Origin of the sequence: Flavobacterium sp. 103 (assembly GCF_003096795.1) — a bacterium.
GTDB lineage: Bacteria > Bacteroidota > Bacteroidia > Flavobacteriales > Flavobacteriaceae > Flavobacterium.
The window spans coordinates 985,359-1,003,524 of record NZ_QENX01000001.1 but is presented as its reverse complement, the minus strand read 5'-3'; the positions used below and the strand labels follow the sequence as shown (position 1 = coordinate 1,003,524).

The 18,166-nt window shown below is 34.1% G+C and carries 15 protein-coding genes; 12 read left to right on the top strand and 3 right to left on the bottom strand.

What is annotated here, in order from left to right; translation table 11 throughout:
- Positions 1 to 209 precede the first annotated feature (209 nt).
- On the top strand, positions 210 to 1,835 hold the full coding sequence (locus C8C85_RS04045; protein ID WP_116795932.1) for a hypothetical protein: 1,626 nt from the start codon (positions 210 to 212) through the stop codon (positions 1,833 to 1,835).
- Positions 1,836 to 1,959: 124 nt separating this feature from the next.
- On the opposite strand, the gene lysS is transcribed toward C8C85_RS04045, so the two are convergent.
- On the bottom strand, positions 1,960 to 3,660 hold the full coding sequence (gene lysS / locus C8C85_RS04040) for a lysine--tRNA ligase (protein WP_116795931.1): 1,701 nt from the start codon (positions 3,658 to 3,660) through the stop codon (positions 1,960 to 1,962).
- Positions 3,661 to 3,974: 314 nt separating this feature from the next.
- On the opposite strand from lysS, the gene C8C85_RS04035 reads away from it, so the two are divergent.
- Both C8C85_RS04035 and lipB read left to right on the top strand, forming a co-directional pair.
- Positions 3,975 to 4,715, top strand: coding sequence for a hypothetical protein (locus tag C8C85_RS04035; protein WP_116795930.1), 741 nt, complete (start codon positions 3,975 to 3,977; stop codon positions 4,713 to 4,715).
- A 239-nt stretch (positions 4,716 to 4,954) separates the two neighbouring features.
- Entirely contained in the window at positions 4,955 to 5,662 is a 708-nt protein-coding gene (gene lipB, locus C8C85_RS04030; protein WP_262498029.1) for a lipoyl(octanoyl) transferase LipB, read from the top strand.
- A 181-nt stretch (positions 5,663 to 5,843) separates the two neighbouring features.
- Here the strand turns inward: lipB and C8C85_RS04025 are convergent, their stop codons facing one another.
- The gene (locus C8C85_RS04025; RefSeq protein WP_116795928.1) at positions 5,844 to 6,503 is read right to left on the bottom strand and encodes a ribonuclease HII; all 660 of its coding nucleotides are present in this window, start codon (positions 6,501 to 6,503) and stop codon (positions 5,844 to 5,846) included.
- Positions 6,504 to 6,883: 380 nt separating this feature from the next.
- Between C8C85_RS04025 and C8C85_RS04015 the strand changes: the two genes are divergently transcribed.
- The 5 genes from C8C85_RS04015 to C8C85_RS03995 all read left to right on the top strand — a co-directional run bounded on the left by C8C85_RS04015 (position 6,884) and on the right by C8C85_RS03995 (position 12,704).
- Entirely contained in the window at positions 6,884 to 8,839 is a 1,956-nt protein-coding gene (locus C8C85_RS04015) for a putative porin (protein WP_116795926.1), read from the top strand.
- A 122-nt stretch (positions 8,840 to 8,961) separates the two neighbouring features.
- Positions 8,962 to 10,323, top strand: coding sequence for a pyridoxal-phosphate dependent enzyme (locus C8C85_RS04010; protein WP_116795925.1), 1,362 nt, complete (start codon positions 8,962 to 8,964; stop codon positions 10,321 to 10,323).
- 106 nt (positions 10,324 to 10,429) lie between these two features.
- Complete coding sequence (locus C8C85_RS04005; protein ID WP_116795924.1) at positions 10,430 to 10,912, top strand: 3'-5' exonuclease; 483 nt, start codon at positions 10,430 to 10,432, stop codon at positions 10,910 to 10,912.
- A gap of 172 nt (positions 10,913 to 11,084) precedes the next feature.
- Positions 11,085 to 12,356 (top strand): DUF2851 family protein, encoded by a 1,272-nt coding sequence (locus C8C85_RS04000; RefSeq protein ID WP_116795923.1) that lies wholly within the window; start codon positions 11,085 to 11,087, stop codon positions 12,354 to 12,356.
- Between the two features lie 120 nt (positions 12,357 to 12,476).
- Positions 12,477 to 12,704, top strand: a complete 228-nt coding sequence (locus C8C85_RS03995) for a PspC domain-containing protein (RefSeq protein WP_111411249.1) — start codon at positions 12,477 to 12,479, stop codon at positions 12,702 to 12,704.
- Between the two features lie 75 nt (positions 12,705 to 12,779).
- Here the strand turns inward: C8C85_RS03995 and C8C85_RS03990 are convergent, their stop codons facing one another.
- The gene (locus C8C85_RS03990) at positions 12,780 to 14,420 is read right to left on the bottom strand and encodes an amino acid permease (protein ID WP_116795922.1); all 1,641 of its coding nucleotides are present in this window, start codon (positions 14,418 to 14,420) and stop codon (positions 12,780 to 12,782) included.
- A gap of 252 nt (positions 14,421 to 14,672) precedes the next feature.
- Between C8C85_RS03990 and C8C85_RS03985 the strand changes: the two genes are divergently transcribed.
- The 4 genes from C8C85_RS03985 (at position 14,673) to C8C85_RS03970 (ending at position 18,141) form a co-directional block, all read left to right on the top strand.
- Positions 14,673 to 15,557 (top strand): ComEA family DNA-binding protein, encoded by an 885-nt coding sequence (locus C8C85_RS03985; protein WP_116795921.1) that lies wholly within the window; start codon positions 14,673 to 14,675, stop codon positions 15,555 to 15,557.
- A 17-nt stretch (positions 15,558 to 15,574) separates the two neighbouring features.
- Positions 15,575 to 16,714, top strand: a complete 1,140-nt coding sequence (locus C8C85_RS03980) for an acyl-CoA dehydrogenase family protein (RefSeq protein ID WP_116795920.1) — start codon at positions 15,575 to 15,577, stop codon at positions 16,712 to 16,714.
- 256 nt (positions 16,715 to 16,970) lie between these two features.
- Entirely contained in the window at positions 16,971 to 17,168 is a 198-nt protein-coding gene (rpsU, locus tag C8C85_RS03975; RefSeq protein ID WP_100431805.1) for a 30S ribosomal protein S21, read from the top strand.
- A 73-nt stretch (positions 17,169 to 17,241) separates the two neighbouring features.
- A complete protein-coding gene (locus C8C85_RS03970; protein WP_116795919.1) occupies positions 17,242 to 18,141 on the top strand; it encodes a tyrosine-type recombinase/integrase in 900 nt (299 codons plus the stop codon).
- Positions 18,142 to 18,166: the final 25 nt, after the last annotated feature.

Below are 18,166 nucleotides of genomic sequence, written 5' to 3'. Positions count from 1 at the left end.
TAAAACAAAAATAGTTGTTTTAATTTGATTTTTTTTTGAATGAGGAGATGTGTTTTGGTTTAAACTTTTTTTGCGAATACGATCTATCGGTTTGTTTTAAAGCAGTTGTTTTTTTGATGTATTGTTAAACAAACGCCTTTGGTATTATTGTCAATTTAAAATAGTTATAAATCTGCACCCCCATAAAATTAATTTATTATAGTTTAATTATGAAAAAAGGTATTTTTGGGCTACTTGCCTGTTCGTTTTTGGTTTTTCAGAGTTGTCAAAATGATGATGATAGCGTTAATGTAGATCAAAATGCAAAAGTTATTTTAAACACAAATTCTCAAAATTTGTCTGGTAGAATGAATAACGATAACCTAGGTATTATCGGTTTGGTTACCGCTAAAACTACTGGTAAATCTTCTGCAAATGAAGCCTCTTCTGATTTTCCAATGGCATTATTGGCGGAAATTAATCCTCCTACTTACAACGGTTTGACTTTGAAAGCGACGCATGTTGATGTTAAGGACAATTATGTGTATGTTTCTTATAACACTCAAGGTGAAACTTACTTAGGTGGAATAGATGTAATTGATGTTTCTCAACCTAATAATCCACAGCTTATTATGCAAGCGATTTTACCAAATGTTGATATTAGCACTGTCGTTTACGATAATGGGAATCTTTACCTAGCAGGGGCAATGGATGTTGATAAAAACGCCCAATTAACTAGTGCTGCATTTGTTGGTAAAATGCCACTTCAAGCTGGGAAGTTGACTGATAACTACACGACTGTTTCTTTAGAAAGTAATGTTGGTACAGGAGTTGCGGTTGCAGATTCTAAATATTACGGTATATCCGGAAGCAACGGTGTTGTTGCAAAAATTGACAGAGCAACAAATATTGTTGAGACCACTATTCATGTTGCCGATTTGCGTGCATTGAGACGTATCGATAATAAAATTGTAGTCTTAAGTGGTACAGAAGGAGTGAAAGTTTTTAATGCCGATAATTTAAGTCTGCTTTCTTCTTTTTCGACTTCTAAAGATGTTTTAGAGGCTAAAAGAACAATTGATTTTCAAGGGAATAATTTGTTGGTTTCTGAAGGATATCAGGGACTAAAAGTATATAATTTAAACTCAGGAAGTTTGCTTCAAACTTTAGCATTGCCAACTAATTTAGCTGGTGTTGATGCTGGTGATGTAGTTACTAATGCGGTATCTGTAAACGGTGATTTTGTATATGTTGCCAATGGAGCTGCTGGTGTTTCTGTGTATAAAAATGTAAATAGCGGTTTGTCTTCTTTAGGGTCAATTCAATTGGGAGGTTCTGCAAATTATGTAAAGAGTGTTGGAGATTATATTTTTGTAGCTTCAGGAAATGGAGGATTAAAAATAATCAAAAAAATTAGCAGCGCCCCTCAATCACTCGCTTGTGATGGTTTTATTGCTTATCCAGGTTCTGCTTACTTGAACGTAAACTCAGGAGAAACATTTAATTATAAAGGTGATCAGTCGCTTTATACCGTTAATGTCAACCAAAATCTTAATTGGTGCGGAGTTCTTGCTGCAGCTCAAGGAGTAACAGTAAACAGTAATGGTGTTTTTTCTATAAAAGGAGGTCTATATGTTGGTACTACCAAAAATTCATCTACTTTAATAGTTAATGGAACTCTTAATATTGAAGGTGATTTAATGGTGTATGGAAATGTGATTTTGAATAGCGGTGCCAAACTTCAATTTTTAGGAGCAGGCGGACATATGATAATTACTGGGACTGTAACTAAAAATAGTGGAGTTACAATTACAGGAAATTACATTGATGATAGAAATCAAGGTAAATTGAAATAAAAAATTAGCTTTGGGCTGAAAAAGTAAGAGGCTGTCTATATAAATTTAGACAGCCTTTTTTTTTATCAATAAAAAAAGGAGCTCCAAAACGAAGCTCCTTTTCATATATTTTCAGAATAAATTTTTACTCCACCAATTCTACAAATTTATATTCACCTTCAACGGCAACTTTTGTCAAACCGTGTTTAGATAAATTTTTCATAGATGCATCCCATTTTTTACCGCTTAAATTCGCAGTAATTTTTAGTTGCTGAAGATCCATTTTGTTTTCATTTCCTTTCAATAAATCAACAATAAATTTCTCTTCATCTGATAATTCAACGGTCTGTTTTTTCTCTGGACGCATTTGCGGGAACAATAAAACTTCCTGAATCGATGCATTGTTAGTCAAATACATAATCAAACGATCCATTCCAATTCCCATTCCAGATGTTGGAGGCATACCATATTCTAAAGCCCTTAAGAAATCTTCATCTATAATTCCGTTTGCTTCATCATCACCTTTTTCAGCCAAACGCATTTGGTCTTCAAAACGTTCACGTTGATCAATAGGGTCATTCAATTCAGAATAAGCATTTGCAATTTCTTTACCGCAAACCATTAATTCAAAACGCTCAGTAAGTGCAGGATTATCGCGGTGTTCTTTACACAAAGGCGACATTTCTTTAGGATAATCTGTAATGAAAGTTGGCTGAATATAATTTCCTTCACATTTCGCTCCAAAAATCTCATCAATCAGTTTTCCTTTTCCCATTGTTTTATCAACTTCGATTCCCATTCCTCTTGCAGCTTCAAACAATTCGTCTTCGCTTTTTCCAGAAATATCAAAACCAGTAAAATGTTTGATAGAATCCGTCATGGTAACACGTGCGTAAGGCGCTTTAAAGTTGATTTTATGCTCGCCAAAAGTAACTTCACTAGTTCCGTTTACAGCAATAGCACAATGCTCAATCAAACCTTCAGCAAATTCCATCATCCAGTTGTAGTCTTTGTAGGCTACATATATTTCCATTGCAGTAAATTCAGGATTATGCGTTCTGTCCATTCCTTCGTTACGGAAGTTTTTCGAGAACTCATAAACACCTTCAAAACCACCAACAATTAATCTTTTTAAATACAATTCGTTTGCAATACGCATATAAAGCGGAATATCGAGCGAATTATGATGCGTAATAAAAGGTCTTGCCGAAGCTCCACCCGGAATTGATTGTAAAACCGGAGTTTCAACCTCAAGATAACCTGCATCATTAAAATAACCACGCATAGCAGTAAACAGCTTAGTACGTTTGATAAAAGTATCTTTAACATGTTGATTCACTGTTAAATCTACATAACGCATTCTGTAACGCAATTCAGCATCGTTAAAAGCATCATGAACGTTTCCTTCTTCATCAACTTTAGGCAATGGCAACGGACGCAACGTTTTACTCAAAAACGTGAAACCACTTACGCGGATACATTTCGCACCAACTTGGGTAGTGAATAATTCTCCTTCAATACCAATAAAATCACCTAAATCGGTCAGTTTCTTGAATACCTGATTGTATAAAGTTTTATCATCGCCTTCACACAAAACATCACGATTCACGTACAATTGAATACGCCCTTCGCTATCTTGCAATTCGGCAAAACAAGCTTTTCCTTGATCTCTAACGCTCATCAAACGCCCAGCAACAATCACTTTTTTGCCCTCTTCAAAAGACTCCTTTATTTGCTTCGAAGTATGATTTACAGGAAAAAGATTGGCAGGATAAGGATTGATTCCTAAATTACGTAAAGATTGAAGTTTTTCTCTTCGAATGATTTCTTGTTCTGATAAGGCCATTATATACTGTTTTTTAAGAGCGCAAAGATAACAAATTGATTGCAGAATTAAGAATTCAGATTTCAGATTTTTTGGAGCAGGAAATTCTCGTGTTTTCAAGAGCATTTCTCCCGCTTTCCGCTACAATCTTTTGTACCGAACACCGGCACAAAAGGATTTTTACTTCAATCGGGGCTAGTTTACAAGTTCAGTTTTTCATAAGATCTTTGACAAAGCGACTTTTTGAGGTAAAACTGTTAATTATTTAAGAACAACAATATTAGATGTAAGAAAAATAAGTAACTTCGTTTTTCAAAACTTAGAAAGCCTTAAAAATGAAAAGATACTTGTTCCTGTTCCTCATTCTCCTAACCGTAAGTTGTCAAGTTACCGAAACCCTTCAACTCAACTCTGATGGAAGCGGAACAATTGAAGTTGAAAATTTGAGAGACGAGCACAGCTATATGCAAATTGCAAAGGAAAACTATTCGAAGGAAGATGTCTACAGAGATACAACTTACATTTTTGGTGATTATATCAAGAAGCATCACGAAACATTTTCCAGAACACCTGTAGCTGACCAAAAAGTATTTTTGAGATATTCGGAGGTGAAAATTCATAAAAAAGCCAGTTCCTACGATAAGGAATTCCGAGCTACTTATACCCAAAATTTTCAAAAAGCATCCGATATCGTTGATCTTTCAAAAACCGATCATTATTTAGACGATATAAAAAAGAATTACGCCTTAAGTGCAGAAGAACACTATTACAAAGTATGCTACGACTACACCGGCAATCGTTTCAACAGAATCGTAACGATTATTGATACACTCGAACAAAAAAAGGAATTTGATAAAATTGAAGGATTAAAAGCGGAATATAAAGGATATAAACTGGTTCAGAATTATATCTTGAATTATCATTTTCCTCGAAAAATCCAATCGGTTTCCAATCCACTTGCCAAAATAAGCGATGACCATAAATCACTATCATTACAATTTCCATTATCCGATTGCTTACAAAATCCGCTAAGCACAAATCTGGAAGTGATTTTGGAACCCGAATCAGTTGATTGAAATATTTCCTGCAAGGTTTTTTTCAAACCTTGTAGGTATTTCTTTTAGCGAAAAACACATAGAAAGTGATTGTTGAAGAAAATCAATTATTTACGGCTCATTGATTTCAAATTTTATACGATACCTACAAGGTTTGAAAAAAACCTTGCAGGAAAAATGCTGAACTTAAAACTTTGTATCTTTGCAAAAATAATTCTTAGTCCCGATATCGGGATAGCAACTTAGATTCTCAGCATCTCATAAAAAAAATGAACAAAACCATCCAACTTCAAGATTTAGGAAATAAAGATTACAAAGAAACTTGGGAATACCAAGAAGAATTGTTCAAGGGAATTGTGGATTTGAAGATCCAAAATAGGAGAGAAGAAACCGCTATTCCAACACCTAATTATTTTCTATTTGTAGAGCATCCTCACGTTTACACTTTAGGAAAAAGTGGTGATTTGAGCAATTTGCTTTTATCTGAAAAACAATTGGAAGCCAAAGGTGCCACTTTCTATAAAATCAATCGCGGTGGTGATATTACTTATCATGGACCTGGGCAGATTGTGGGTTATCCAATTCTGGATTTGGAAAACTTCTTTTCGGATATTCATAAATACTTGCGTTTTCTTGAGGAAGCTATTATTCTGACTTTACAGGAATATGGATTGGAATGTGGCCGAAGCGACGGCGAAACTGGAGTTTGGCTTGGAGTGGGAACACCATTTGCCCGAAAAATTTGTGCCTTGGGAGTTCGCGCTTCCCGCTGGGTGACTATGCATGGTTTTGCTTTAAACGTCAATGCCGACTTAGGATATTTTGATAACATCATCCCGTGCGGAATCCGTGGTAAAGCGGTTACTTCTCTTCAAGTAGAACTTGGTGTCGAAAAAGTGGATGAGCAAGAAGTGAAAGAAAAAATCTTAAAACATTTTTCTCAATTATTTGAAGCTGAGATTTTGTGAACATAAATTTTTTTCAAACCATTAAGATATCAAGATTAATTAAGAAATCCTTTAAATCTTAATTTTCTTAATATCTTAATGGTTAAAAATTAAAACAATACTAAATTATTTTTACCTTTCTCAGGCTATAAGTTGAGGAAAAAATAAATAATTTAATGTTTAATGTTTTTTATTTTTAAAATTATAACTCCAATTTCAACTGTTCCGGCAATAACCTAAAACTCATTCTGTGATATTTTGTGGTGCCGTATTTTCGGATGGCTTCACGGTGCTCCGCTGTGGGATAGCCTTTGTTTTTCTTCCAATTGTACATTGGGAATTCTTCGTGAATTTTATCCATATATTCGTCACGGTACGTTTTTGCCAGAACCGAAGCAGCAGCAATACTCAAATATTTCGAATCTCCTTTTATGATACTTTGATTGGGTATTGATTTCAATAATTCGATTTCGGCTTTCGAGAATTTTTTTCCGAAAGTATTTTTCAAACCCAATTTAGCATTTAGCGATCGATTGCCGTCAACAATAATAAATTCTGGGGTTTGGGTTAATTTCAATACGCATTCCTGCATTCCTTTCATCGAAGCGTTTAAGATGTTTATTTCATCAATTTCTTTCGGATGCAAATGCGTTACGGCAAATGTAATGGCGTGTTCTTCGATTATAGGTCTTAGTTTTTCTCTCGCTTTTTCAGTTAATTGTTTACTGTCGTTTAGGATTGTATTTTTAAAATCAATTGGAAGAATTACGGCGGCGGCGGTAACTGGGCCCGCAAGACAACCACGTCCGGCTTCGTCGGTGCCGGTTTCTAGTAAGAAAGTGGAGAAATTAGTAAGAAGCATATTGAAATTTTTTCGTGTGGCAAATATTGTGAATTTTTCTCGATTTTCTTTTTTGATGGCAAATTGATTTCGGAAATATAAAAGATGTGGGGATTGTATTATGTTGTTGCGAGCGCGAGAGGGATAGAAGCAAGCTACCAAAGTAGCGCGTATAGCCCGACAGCAGTAGAGAAAGGGGCGAATAAGCGGTACTGTGGGTTAGCCCCTTTTTCTACTGGTGGCTCGCCCAAATTATTTGGAAGAGATAAGTTGTGGTTTGTAACTAAATTATGTTTTGTTGTTTGTTCTATAAATTGTGGTGTTTTTTTATTTATACGTTTTTATCCTTTACCTTTGCTCGACATATCAGTGAAATAATTGCCTAATTATAACCTTTTCAAATGAGAATTTTCTTTTCTTTATTTTTTTTAGCTTTTCCAATTCTCCTGTTTTCTCAAGTAAATAGTGCTAAAGAAATTGATTATAATAGTAAATACAATTCTTCGGATTCCATAAAGAAGAAAAAAGCGCCAGAGGCAACTTATGATATGTATCAGATTATTTCGTTGAATAAGGATACGACTTATATTGATACCACACAATCTATCCGAAAAGAGCACAGTCATAATTATTTAAGGAAGGACAATTTTGGTCTTTTGAGTTTTACCAATGAGGGGCAAACGTATAATACGTTGCAATATGGGCTTAATGGTTTTTCACCTTATCCCGAATTTGGATTTACTGCAAAACAATTTAATTATAGCAAGGCCGAAGATATTAGATACGCAAATGTGGCAACTCCTGTAACCGAGTTGTATTTTAAAACAACAATACAAAGAGGTCAGTCGGCAGATTCTTATTTTTCCATAAATCCGTCTCCAAGACTGAACTTTTCTATTGCTTACAAAGCATTACGATCGGAAGGTAGATACATCAACCACGAATCCAGAACAAATAATTTTAGATTTACGACGAGTTATAATACCAAAAACGGGCGTTATGTTGTCAATGCGCATTATGTTGCCCAGAAGATCCAAAACGAGGAAAACGGAGGGATTAGTAATGTAAGTGATTTTGAGAGTGGTGATCCATCGTTTGATAATAGAGCCCGATTGGGTGTTTATTTTGAGGATGCTATGTCTGTGTTAAAAGGGAAACGTTTTTTTGTTGATCAAACTTTTAGAATAAATCCAAAAAAAGGCAGCAATAATTTATATGTTACTGAGCAGTTTAATTATGAGGATATTTATTTTAATTATACTCAACAAACGGTACCCTCAACTGTTGGAGGTGTAATAGTGGATCGTTATGGAGATTCCTTTGTGACCGGTGGGATTGATGACAAAACGACCTACAATAAAATGTACAACAAATTGGGGTTAGTGTATGAGAACATGACGTTGGGTGCTTTTACTTTTTTTGTTGATGATTTACATTCGAATTATTTCTATAATAATATTTTGTACTTAGATACGGAAACCGTTCCAAATTTGTTAAGCCAAACCATAAACACTGTTGGTGGACAATACAATTATCGCAAGGACAAATGGAATGGGAAGTTCTTATATTCCAAGTCGGTTACGGATCAAAATTTATTCAATCTTGATGCATCGGCTATGTATGATATAAATGATGAGAATCAAATCTCATTTAGATATCAAAGTATGAATAAATTGCCTAATAACAATTATAATTTGTACCAAAGTAGTTATAGAAAATACAATTGGTCAAACGATTTTGTAAATGAAAAAATAAACGCAATAAGTGTGAATGCTGACACTAAATGGGTGTCGTTGTCTGTGCAGCTGAATTCGATAAACGATTATTTGCATTTTGCGGATGTATCGACTGATGCCGAAAGAGCAGTGGGCACACAAATAGTGGCTCCGGCTCAATATGGTAAAGCAATTAATTATGCATCGCTTAAAGTGGCAAAAGAGTTTGTTGTTGGAAAATGGGCTCTAGATAATACTTTATTATTCCAAAAAGTGGATCAACCGGATTTTATTTTGAATGTGCCTGAATTTGTGACCAGAAACACACTGTATTATTCGGACTTTATGTTTGAAAAAAGATTGTTTTTGCAAATAGGGACGGAACTAAATTATTTTACGAGTTATTATAGTAATAGTTACAATCCTTTGATTGGTGAATTTTTTGTTCAAGATAAGGTGAAGATCGGAAATTATCCGCTCCTTGATTTTTTTGTAAATGCCAAAATTCAGCGCACTCGAATTTATTTAAAGGCAGAACATTTTAATTCGCTGTTTTCAAAAAATAACTATTTATCGGCCCCTGATTATCCGTATCGTGATTTCTTAATTCGTTTTGGATTAGTTTGGAACTTCTTCAATTAATTTAGTACTTAGTTATTTAAAAGTTAAGTTTAAATTTGAAAAATTGACTAATTTTGCTTTTATATACAAACTATATCTAAATAGTATGGTTTAAAAATAACCCCCCAATAAAAAAGACAAAAATGGAATACTCAGAAAATATATTAGGAACTATTGGGAATACTCCATTAGTAAAACTCAATAAAGTGACTGCAGAAGTGGATGCTTTGGTTTTGGCCAAAGTAGAGACATTCAATCCCGGTAATTCGGTAAAAGACCGTATGGCTGTAAAAATGATTGAAGATGCCGAAGCAGATGGGCGTTTGCAACCAGGAGGAACTATAATTGAAGGAACATCCGGAAATACCGGGATGGGATTGGCACTAGTTGCCATTATCAAAGGATACAAATTGATTTGCGTTATATCCGATAAACAATCTAAAGAAAAAATGGATATTCTTCGTGCAGTCGGAGCCAAAGTAGTGGTTTGCCCTACCGATGTGGAGCCAACCGATCCACGTTCTTATTATTCGGTTTCCAAAAGATTAGCGGAAGAAACACCAAACTCTTGGTATGTAAACCAATATGATAATTTGTCCAATTCATTGGCGCATTACGAGCAAACAGGTCCTGAAATTTGGAAGCAAACGGAAGGAAAGATTACTCATTTTGTGGTTGGAGTAGGTACAGGAGGAACGATTTCTGGCGTTGGAAAATTCTTAAAAGAGAAAAATCCGAACATCAAAATCTGGGGAATTGATACCTATGGTTCTGTTTTTAAAAAATACCACGAAACAGGTATTTTTGACGAAAATGAAATTTATTCCTATATCACCGAAGGAATTGGGGAGGATATTTTGCCAAAGAATGTGGATTTCTCCTTAATTGATGGATTTACCAAAGTAACTGACAAGGACGCTGCAGTTTATACACGAAAAATTGCACTCGAAGAAGGAATATTTGTTGGGAATTCGGCTGGTGCTGCAGTAAAAGGATTGTTGCAACTCAAAGAACATTTCAAACCAGAAGATGTAGTTGTAGTATTGTTTCATGATTCAGGAAGTCGTTATGTGGGTAAAATGTTCAATGACGACTGGATGCGAGAAAGAGGATTTATGGAAGAGGATGTTACCAAAGCCGAAGATGTTATCAAAGATCATATCGATAAGCCTTTGATTGTTGTTCGTACCGAAGAATTGGTTTCGCATGCAATTGATCGTATGCGTAAGTATAATATTTCACAAATTCCTGTGGTAGATATTAATGGATTTGTTGGTTCTGTTGACGAAACTGACCTGTTTAGAAGTTATATGGCCGACAAAAATGTGATTGATAAACCTATAAAAGAAGTAATGGGAAAACCTTTTCCTGTCGTTAAATTAAGCACATCAATCGAAGAAGTTTCCAAGTTTTTCACCAAAGATAATGATGCTGTTTTGGTAGAACTTGGAAATGGAAACCATCAAATTATTACAAAATCAGATATTATTAAGGCGATGAAATAAATTTATTTGGATTGCAGATTTTGTAATAATTGTTAAAATCTGCAATCTAAAATCTGCAATCTATCCCGATAGCTATCGGGACCGCAATATAAATTCTAAAATTCCCATGACTTTCACCGCTATAGATTTTGAAACTGCAACTGCTTATCATCCTTGTTCGGTAGGTATTGTTACCGTTGAAAATGGTGTTATTGTAGACGAGTTTGTTACCTTAATCAAACCACCCAATAATGAATATAATCCTTTCACGATACGAGTGCATGGAATATATCCAAGAGACACGGCTAACGCCAAAACGTTTGTGGAAGTATTTCCTGAAATTAAAAAAAGACTACAAAACAGAACCATAGTAGCACATAATGAAAGCTTCGATCGTAATGTTTTGTCCAAATCAATGGCGCTTTATGGTTTGAACTACGAGGATTTGAATATTGGTTCTCGTTGGGAATGCACCGTGAAAATATATAAATCGAAAGGGTTGAAGCCTACAACTTTAAGTGATTGTTGTAGAGCCATGAAAATTCAACTGAATCATCACGAAGCCTTGTCAGATGCAAGAGCTTGTGCTAAATTGTATTTATTGAGATGATTTCAATCTATAACAAGATATAATTAGTTTTAGCCAAAGTTCGATTTTTTAATTTTGTAGAATTACCTGTCTTTTTTAATTTTGTAAGTTAAGTTGTTTGTTTTTTTAGTACTTTAGTCTTTTAGGATGAGTCTACTATCTCTCATCGTTTCATCTAATATCAAAAAAAGACATGAAAGAAGATTTTCTCCATCACCTTTGGAAGTTCAAAAAGTTTGATACTTTAAATTTAAAAACTTGCAACCAAGAGGAAATCACGATAAGTAATGTAGGACAGTATTTGGAATTGGCGGGTCCCGATTTTTTTAATGCCCAAATCACTATTGGAAATCAGAAGTGGGCAGGTAATGTCGAAATTCATGTCAAATCATCCGATTGGTATATACATCATCATGAAAAAGATGCGGGTTATGAAAATGTAATTTTACATGTCGTTTGGAATCACGATACCGAGATTTACAGAAGCAACAATTCAGAAATCCCTGTTCTCGAACTCAAAAACTATGTCAGTAACGATATTTTAAACAATTATCAGAAGCTGCTGACTCCCAAATCTTGGATTTTTTGCGAAAAGCAACTAAAAGAGATTCCTCAATTTACATTAATTAATTGGCAAGAGCGTTTGTTTTTTGAACGTTTGGAAAGAAAGGCTAAACCTATTTTGGATTTGTTGGAATCAACGAACAATGATTGGGAAGCAGCTTTGTTTTGCCTTTTGGCAAAGAATTTTGGTTTGAATACCAACGGAGATATATTTCTCAAGATTGCTCAGTCCATACCTTTTTCTGTCATCCGAAAGGAATGTTTTGAAGTGGAGAATCTGGAAGCATTATTATTTGGTTCAGCAGGATTACTGGATGCTGAGAAAGAAGACGAGTATTTCAAAGATTTAAAATTCAGATATTTTTATTTGCTCCATAAATACCAAATTGAGAAAAGCTGTATCGCACCCGTTCAATTTTTCAAACATCGTCCTGATAATTTCCCGACGATTCGACTCTCACAATTAGCTAATTTGTACCACAAACAGCAAAATCTATTTTCGAAAATAAGTGATTTGAATTCTGTTGAGGCTATTTATGAAGTTTTTGGTGTTTCAGTTGCTCCGTATTGGCAAACCCATTATCAATTTGATAAAGAAAGTCCGAAGAAAAAGAAAACTTTGAGCAAATCTTTCATGGATTTGATAGTTTTAAATACGATTATTCCGCTTCAATTTGCGTATGCTAAAAGTCAGGGAAAAGAAATCTCCGAAGATTTAATTGCTATTTTAAATGATGTTGAACCAGAAAACAATTCAATTATAGGGAAATTTACTTCTTTTGGTTTAAAGTCTAAAAATGCCTTTGAAACCCAGTCATTATTGCAACTCAAAAATGAATATTGCAATAAAAACAAATGTTTGGATTGTGCTATCGGAATGGAGTTGCTAAAGAATAATTAGATATTATGAAGTAACTGCTAAATTTTGTCTTTTCACTAATCTATTTAAGAACTTTTTCAGGCAGCGACCTATAGTATTAAAAGATTCTGTAATTTTGCTGATAACTCATAATTCAAATCAATGCGAGCTGTAATAAGATTGAAATTCTTTTTAGAAAAATATGGTTTCCATGTGTCTTCCCGTTTGGCTGACAAGTTAGGGATGCGCGTTACAAATGTCCGTTTGTTTTTTATCTATATTTCGTTTGTAACCGCTGGTTTGGGATTTGGAGTTTATCTTACGTTGGCTTTCTGGATTCGGCTAAAAGATTTAATCCGAGCCAAAAGGACTTCTGTTTTTGATTTGTAGAAAATTATAAGGTATAAAAAAAGGGATTTTAAAGTGGTTAAGCTTTAAAATCCCTTTTTTATTTATCTATTGGAATTAGTCTTTCGACTTTTTGAAGCTGTATGAGTAAATGAATACATGAATAGCTGCAAAAACTAATGAGAAATAGAATAAGAAATCTTCGTGTACATTAGGATCTAAGTGATTTACAAATGCCACAACAATTAATGCTATTACCATTCCTAAACCTGAGCCAGCAACTGTTTTGTAGCTTTTTAAGCTAAAGGTTCCTTTGTTTAAAACGCTGTTTTTCATTCCGTAAAATAAATACAGATCAAATCCAACCATCATCCAAACGATTAATCGAATCCAAGTATCTAAAGGTAAAAAGACCATCATAAACAAACATACTAAAACTCCGGCAATAGGAACGTAAGGCACAAATGGAGTGCTAAATGCTCTTGGAGCTTCAGGCATTTTTTTACGCATAATCAATACACCTACACAAACTAGAATAAAGGCGAATAAAGTTCCAATACTTGTCATTTCTCCAACTACTCTTGCAGGAACAAATGCAGCAAAAAGACTTACGATTACCATAAATAATAAATTATTTTTGGCTGGAGTTCTGAATTTAGGATGTACTTCTGAGAAAATTTTAGGCATTAAACCATCTTTACTCATAGAGAAAAACACTCTACTTTGTCCCATCAACATCACTAAAATCACCGAAGAATAACCTCCTAAAATAGCTAATATAATAGCATTGTTTAGCCAAGGATATGCAGGAGTTATTAATCCATTTGCTCCTATTGGTCCCATGGCATCAACTGCAATGGCTACTGGTGCAATACCATCTTTACCGGCAAAAGCTTGATAATTTACTACTCCAGTCATTACGTGAGCAAAAAGAATATAAAGTATAGTACATATTGCTAAGGATAATAATATCCCGATTGGCATATCTCTTTTAGGATTTTTTGCTTCTTGAGCTGCAGTCGAAACAGCATCAAAACCAATATAAGCAAAAAACACAATAGCAGCTGCTCTAATAATACCAGAGAAACCAAATTCTCCAAATTTGCCAGTATTTTCAGGTATGTATGGAGTATAATTTTCAGGTCTGATGTATTGCCATCCTACAGCAATAAAAACTAAAACTACTGTTACTTTTAATAATACAATAATTCCATTTACAAAAGCTGATTCTTTAGTTCCTCTTATTAATATCAATGACATTATCATAACAATGGCAACTGCTGGAATATTGATAATACCACCTTCAAAAGGAGAAAGCATATAGGATTCGTTTAGGTGAATTCCGTAACTGCTCAAGAATTTTCCGAAATACCGTGACCAACTGATGGAGACTGTGGCAGCACCTACAGCGTATTCTAATACTAAATCCCAACCAATGATCCAAGCTACAAATTCACCCATTGTTGCGAATGAATAAGTATAGGCACTACCAGCAACAGGTATCATTGAAGAAAATTCAGCATAGCATAAACCGGCAAAAATGCAACCAAAGGCAGCTACTAAAAAGGAAATGGTGATTGCGGGACCTGCATTCATTGATGCTGCTAGGCCAGTTATTGAAAATAATCCAGCTCCAATAATGGCGCCAATTCCTAATGCAACCAATCCCGGTGCTGTTAATGTTTTCTTTAATCCTTTTTCAGAATCAGCAGCTTCTGCTAATAGTTGAGCTAATGGTTTTCTTTTCCAAATAGACATGGTTTATGGTTTAAATGTTATTAAGCGCCAAATGTATTGTTTTTTATAAAAAATAAAAACTATAATTTCATTTAACTAACAAATTATTGAGGTATTCAGTTTTTTTATTTAGAAAAAAAAATAGTACAAGTGTATTTTAAGTTAATTAAAGAATAATAAGTGTTAATATTTTTCTTATAAAAGATTGATTTGTAAATAATTTTTATATTTTTAGATTTCAAATGTTTTGCTCAAAAGCACTTAATTTTAACTATGGGTTTTAACACTATCAAAGATTTTTTTAAATTTTCACGTGAACAACGAACAGGGATCGTTTTCTTGTTTGGGATTATTATAGCTCTTCAATTGGTTTATTTTTTTGTTGATTTCGATGCAATTGAAAAAGAATATCCAGACAAGCAAAAATGGCTTTCCCTGCAATCGGAAGTGGATGCTCAGAAAATGCAGAATCAAAACTATAAACCCAAAATCTACCCTTTTAATCCTAATTTTATTTCTGATTACAAAGGCTATAAACTAGGAATGTCTGTTCAGGAAATTGACAGACTTCTCGCTTTTAGAAAACAAAATAAGTTTGTTAATTCGGTTAAAGAATTTCAAGATGTCACAAAAGTTTCTGATTCATTATTGAATGTAATCGCTCCATTTTTCAAATTTCCCGATTGGGTAAATCATAAAAAAGAAGCTAAAGATTTTAAATATGGTTCGAATTCTACTTTCGGCAAAAAAGAGAAAATTGTTCTAATCGATATGAATCAAGCAACCAAAGATGATTTGATTAAAATAAATGGAATAGGTGAGGCGCTTTCGCTTCGGATTTTAACTCAAAAAGAAAAATTAGGAGGATTTGTTTCTATGGAACAACTCAAAGAGGTTTGGGGTCTCTCTCCAGAAGTGATTTTAAATTTAAACACTCACTTTACCATTATAAAACTTCCGATTTTGCATAAAATTGATGTCAATAATGCGTCAATAAAGGAGCTTTCTCAGTTTTTTTATTTCAAATATGACTTAGCAAGACAAATTGTGAAATATAGAAGTATGAATGGTGATTTTAAAAATATTGAGGATTTGATAAAAATTAACGGCTTTCCTGTTGAAAAAGCAAATTTTATTGCCTTATATTTGGACTTTTAATATAAAAGACATTTATGATGAATTTTGATTACAACGAAACACAATCTTTAATAGCGCAATCTATAAGAGATTTTGCCGAGAAAAATATAAGACCTTATATAATGGAGTGGGATGAAGCTCAAATTTTTCCAGTTCCTTTGTTTAAAAAACTTGGAGAAATGGGATTTATGGGTGTTCTGGTTCCGACTGAATTGGGAGGCTCAGGATTGGGTTACCATGAATACATTACAGTAGTTGAAGAAATTTCAAAAGTTGATCCTTCTATTGGTTTGTCTGTTGCGGCACACAATTCTTTATGTACTAATCATATTCTTACTTTTGGAAACGAAGAACAAAAGAAAAAATGGATTCCGAAACTAGCAACTGCCGAGCATATTGGTGCTTGGGGCTTGACAGAACACAATACAGGGTCAGATGCTGGTGGAATGAATACAACTGCCGTTCGTGATGGAGATTTTTGGGTGGTAAACGGGGCTAAAAATTTTATTACGCATGCTATTTCGGGAGATATTGCTGTAGTAATTGTTCGTACTGGTGAAAAAGGAGATTCCAAAGGAATGACTGCATTTGTATTTGAAAAGGGAATGCCTGGATTTACTTCGGGTAAAAAAGAAAATAAATTAGGAATGCGTGCCAGTGAAACGGCGGAATTGATATTTGATAATTGCCGTATTCCAGATGCAAATAGGTTAGGCGAAGTAGGTCAGGGATTTATTCAAGCAATGAAAATTCTGGATGGCGGACGTATTTCCATCGGAGCTTTGTCATTAGGAATTGCTAAAGGGGCATATGAAGCAGCTTTGAAATATTCGCAAGAAAGATATCAGTTTGGTCAACCTATTTCCGATTTTCAAGCAATTTCTTTTAAATTGGCTGATATGGCTACCGAGATTGAGGCTTCAGAACTATTATTGCACAAAGCGGCTTTCCTCAAAGAGCAACACAGACCTGTAACGACATTAGGTGCAATGGCCAAAATGTATTCATCAGAGGTTTGTGTAAAAGTAGCCAATGATGCGGTTCAAATACACGGTGGCTATGGTTATACCAAAGATTATCCCGTAGAAAAATTCTATAGAGATTCAAAATTATGCACCATAGGCGAAGGAACTACCGAAATTCAAAAACTGGTAATTTCCAGAAATTTATTGAAATAAAGATTAGGGCGTGCCACCATCCTGATTAAAGGGCTAATTCTCGTTGTGATTATGTGCCCTTTAATCAGGATGCTGTCGGGCTGTTCGCGTTACTTCGGTAACTTGCTTCCGTCCCTCACGCTTGACCAAGAGTATTTTCGGTTTGGATACTATTTTTGGGGCTGTTGAAAATAAATTCAAAAAAATAAAAATAAAGTGCTCAGAATTCAAAATAATGTTTAATTTTGCGCACTTAACGAAAGGGGGTGATAAAATTATGTTAATTATACCAATTAAAGACGGAGAAAATATCGATAGAGCACTTAAGCGCTACAAAAGAAAATTCGATAAAACTGGAACTGTAAGACAACTAAGAGCACGTACTGCTTTTATTAAGCCATCAGTTATCAATAGAATGAAATTCCAAAAAGCGGCTTATATCCAGAATATGAGAGATAGTATAGAGAATATCTAATACGTCACTGCATTTTAAAATAAATTACCGTTAGTAATTAAAGTTTCTTAACTTTGATGCTAACGGTTTTTTTATGGCTACAAATAATAAAGATGCATTTAGAGATTATCTGCAACTAGAAAAAAAATATTCTCCACATACCATAAATGCTTACTTAAATGATATAGCTTACTTTGAGTCATTTAATAAGCAGTATTTTGAACAAGATGCTATTGAGCAGGTGAATTACAATCAAATTAGAAGTTGGATTGTTTCGCTTGTAGAAGATGGTGTATCAAATAGTACAGTAAATAGAAAGATAGCTTCCTTAAAAGCTTTTTATAGATTTCTTTTAAAAATAAAACAAATTCAAATTAATCCGTTATTGAAGCACAAAGCTTTAAAAACGGAAAAAAAACTTCAAATTCCCTTTTCAGAAAAAGAGCTTACAGAAGCGCTGTCTCAAAATTCGCATTCCGAAGGGTTTCAGGAAATAAGAGATAAACTCATAGTGGAGTTGTTTTATACTTCAGGAATACGTAGAACGGAACTTATTCATTTGAAATGCTCCAATGTTAATATAATGAGTAATACTTTAAAGGTATTGGGGAAAAGAAATAAAGAACGCATTCTTCCAATTTTGCCTATAGTGGTGCAGCAGTTATCGTTGTATATTAAGGAGCGTTCCTTTTTGGAAACAATAGTGGATGGGGATTATTTATTTCTAACAAAAAAAGGGTTAAAATTGAGTGATTCTTTTGTGTATCGTTTAATAAATTCATACTTTAGTACTGTCTCCGAGAAGGTAAAAAAAAGTCCTCATATATTACGACATACGTTTGCGACTCACTTATTAAACAACGGAGCCGATTTGAATTCAGTTAAAGAGTTATTAGGACATTCTAGTTTGGCTTCTACACAAATTTATACTCATAGCAGTTTGTCGGAGCTTAAAAAAGTGTATCAAGAGGCGCATCCTAGGAATAAAAAATAACTCTGAAATGTTTAACCATTAAAAA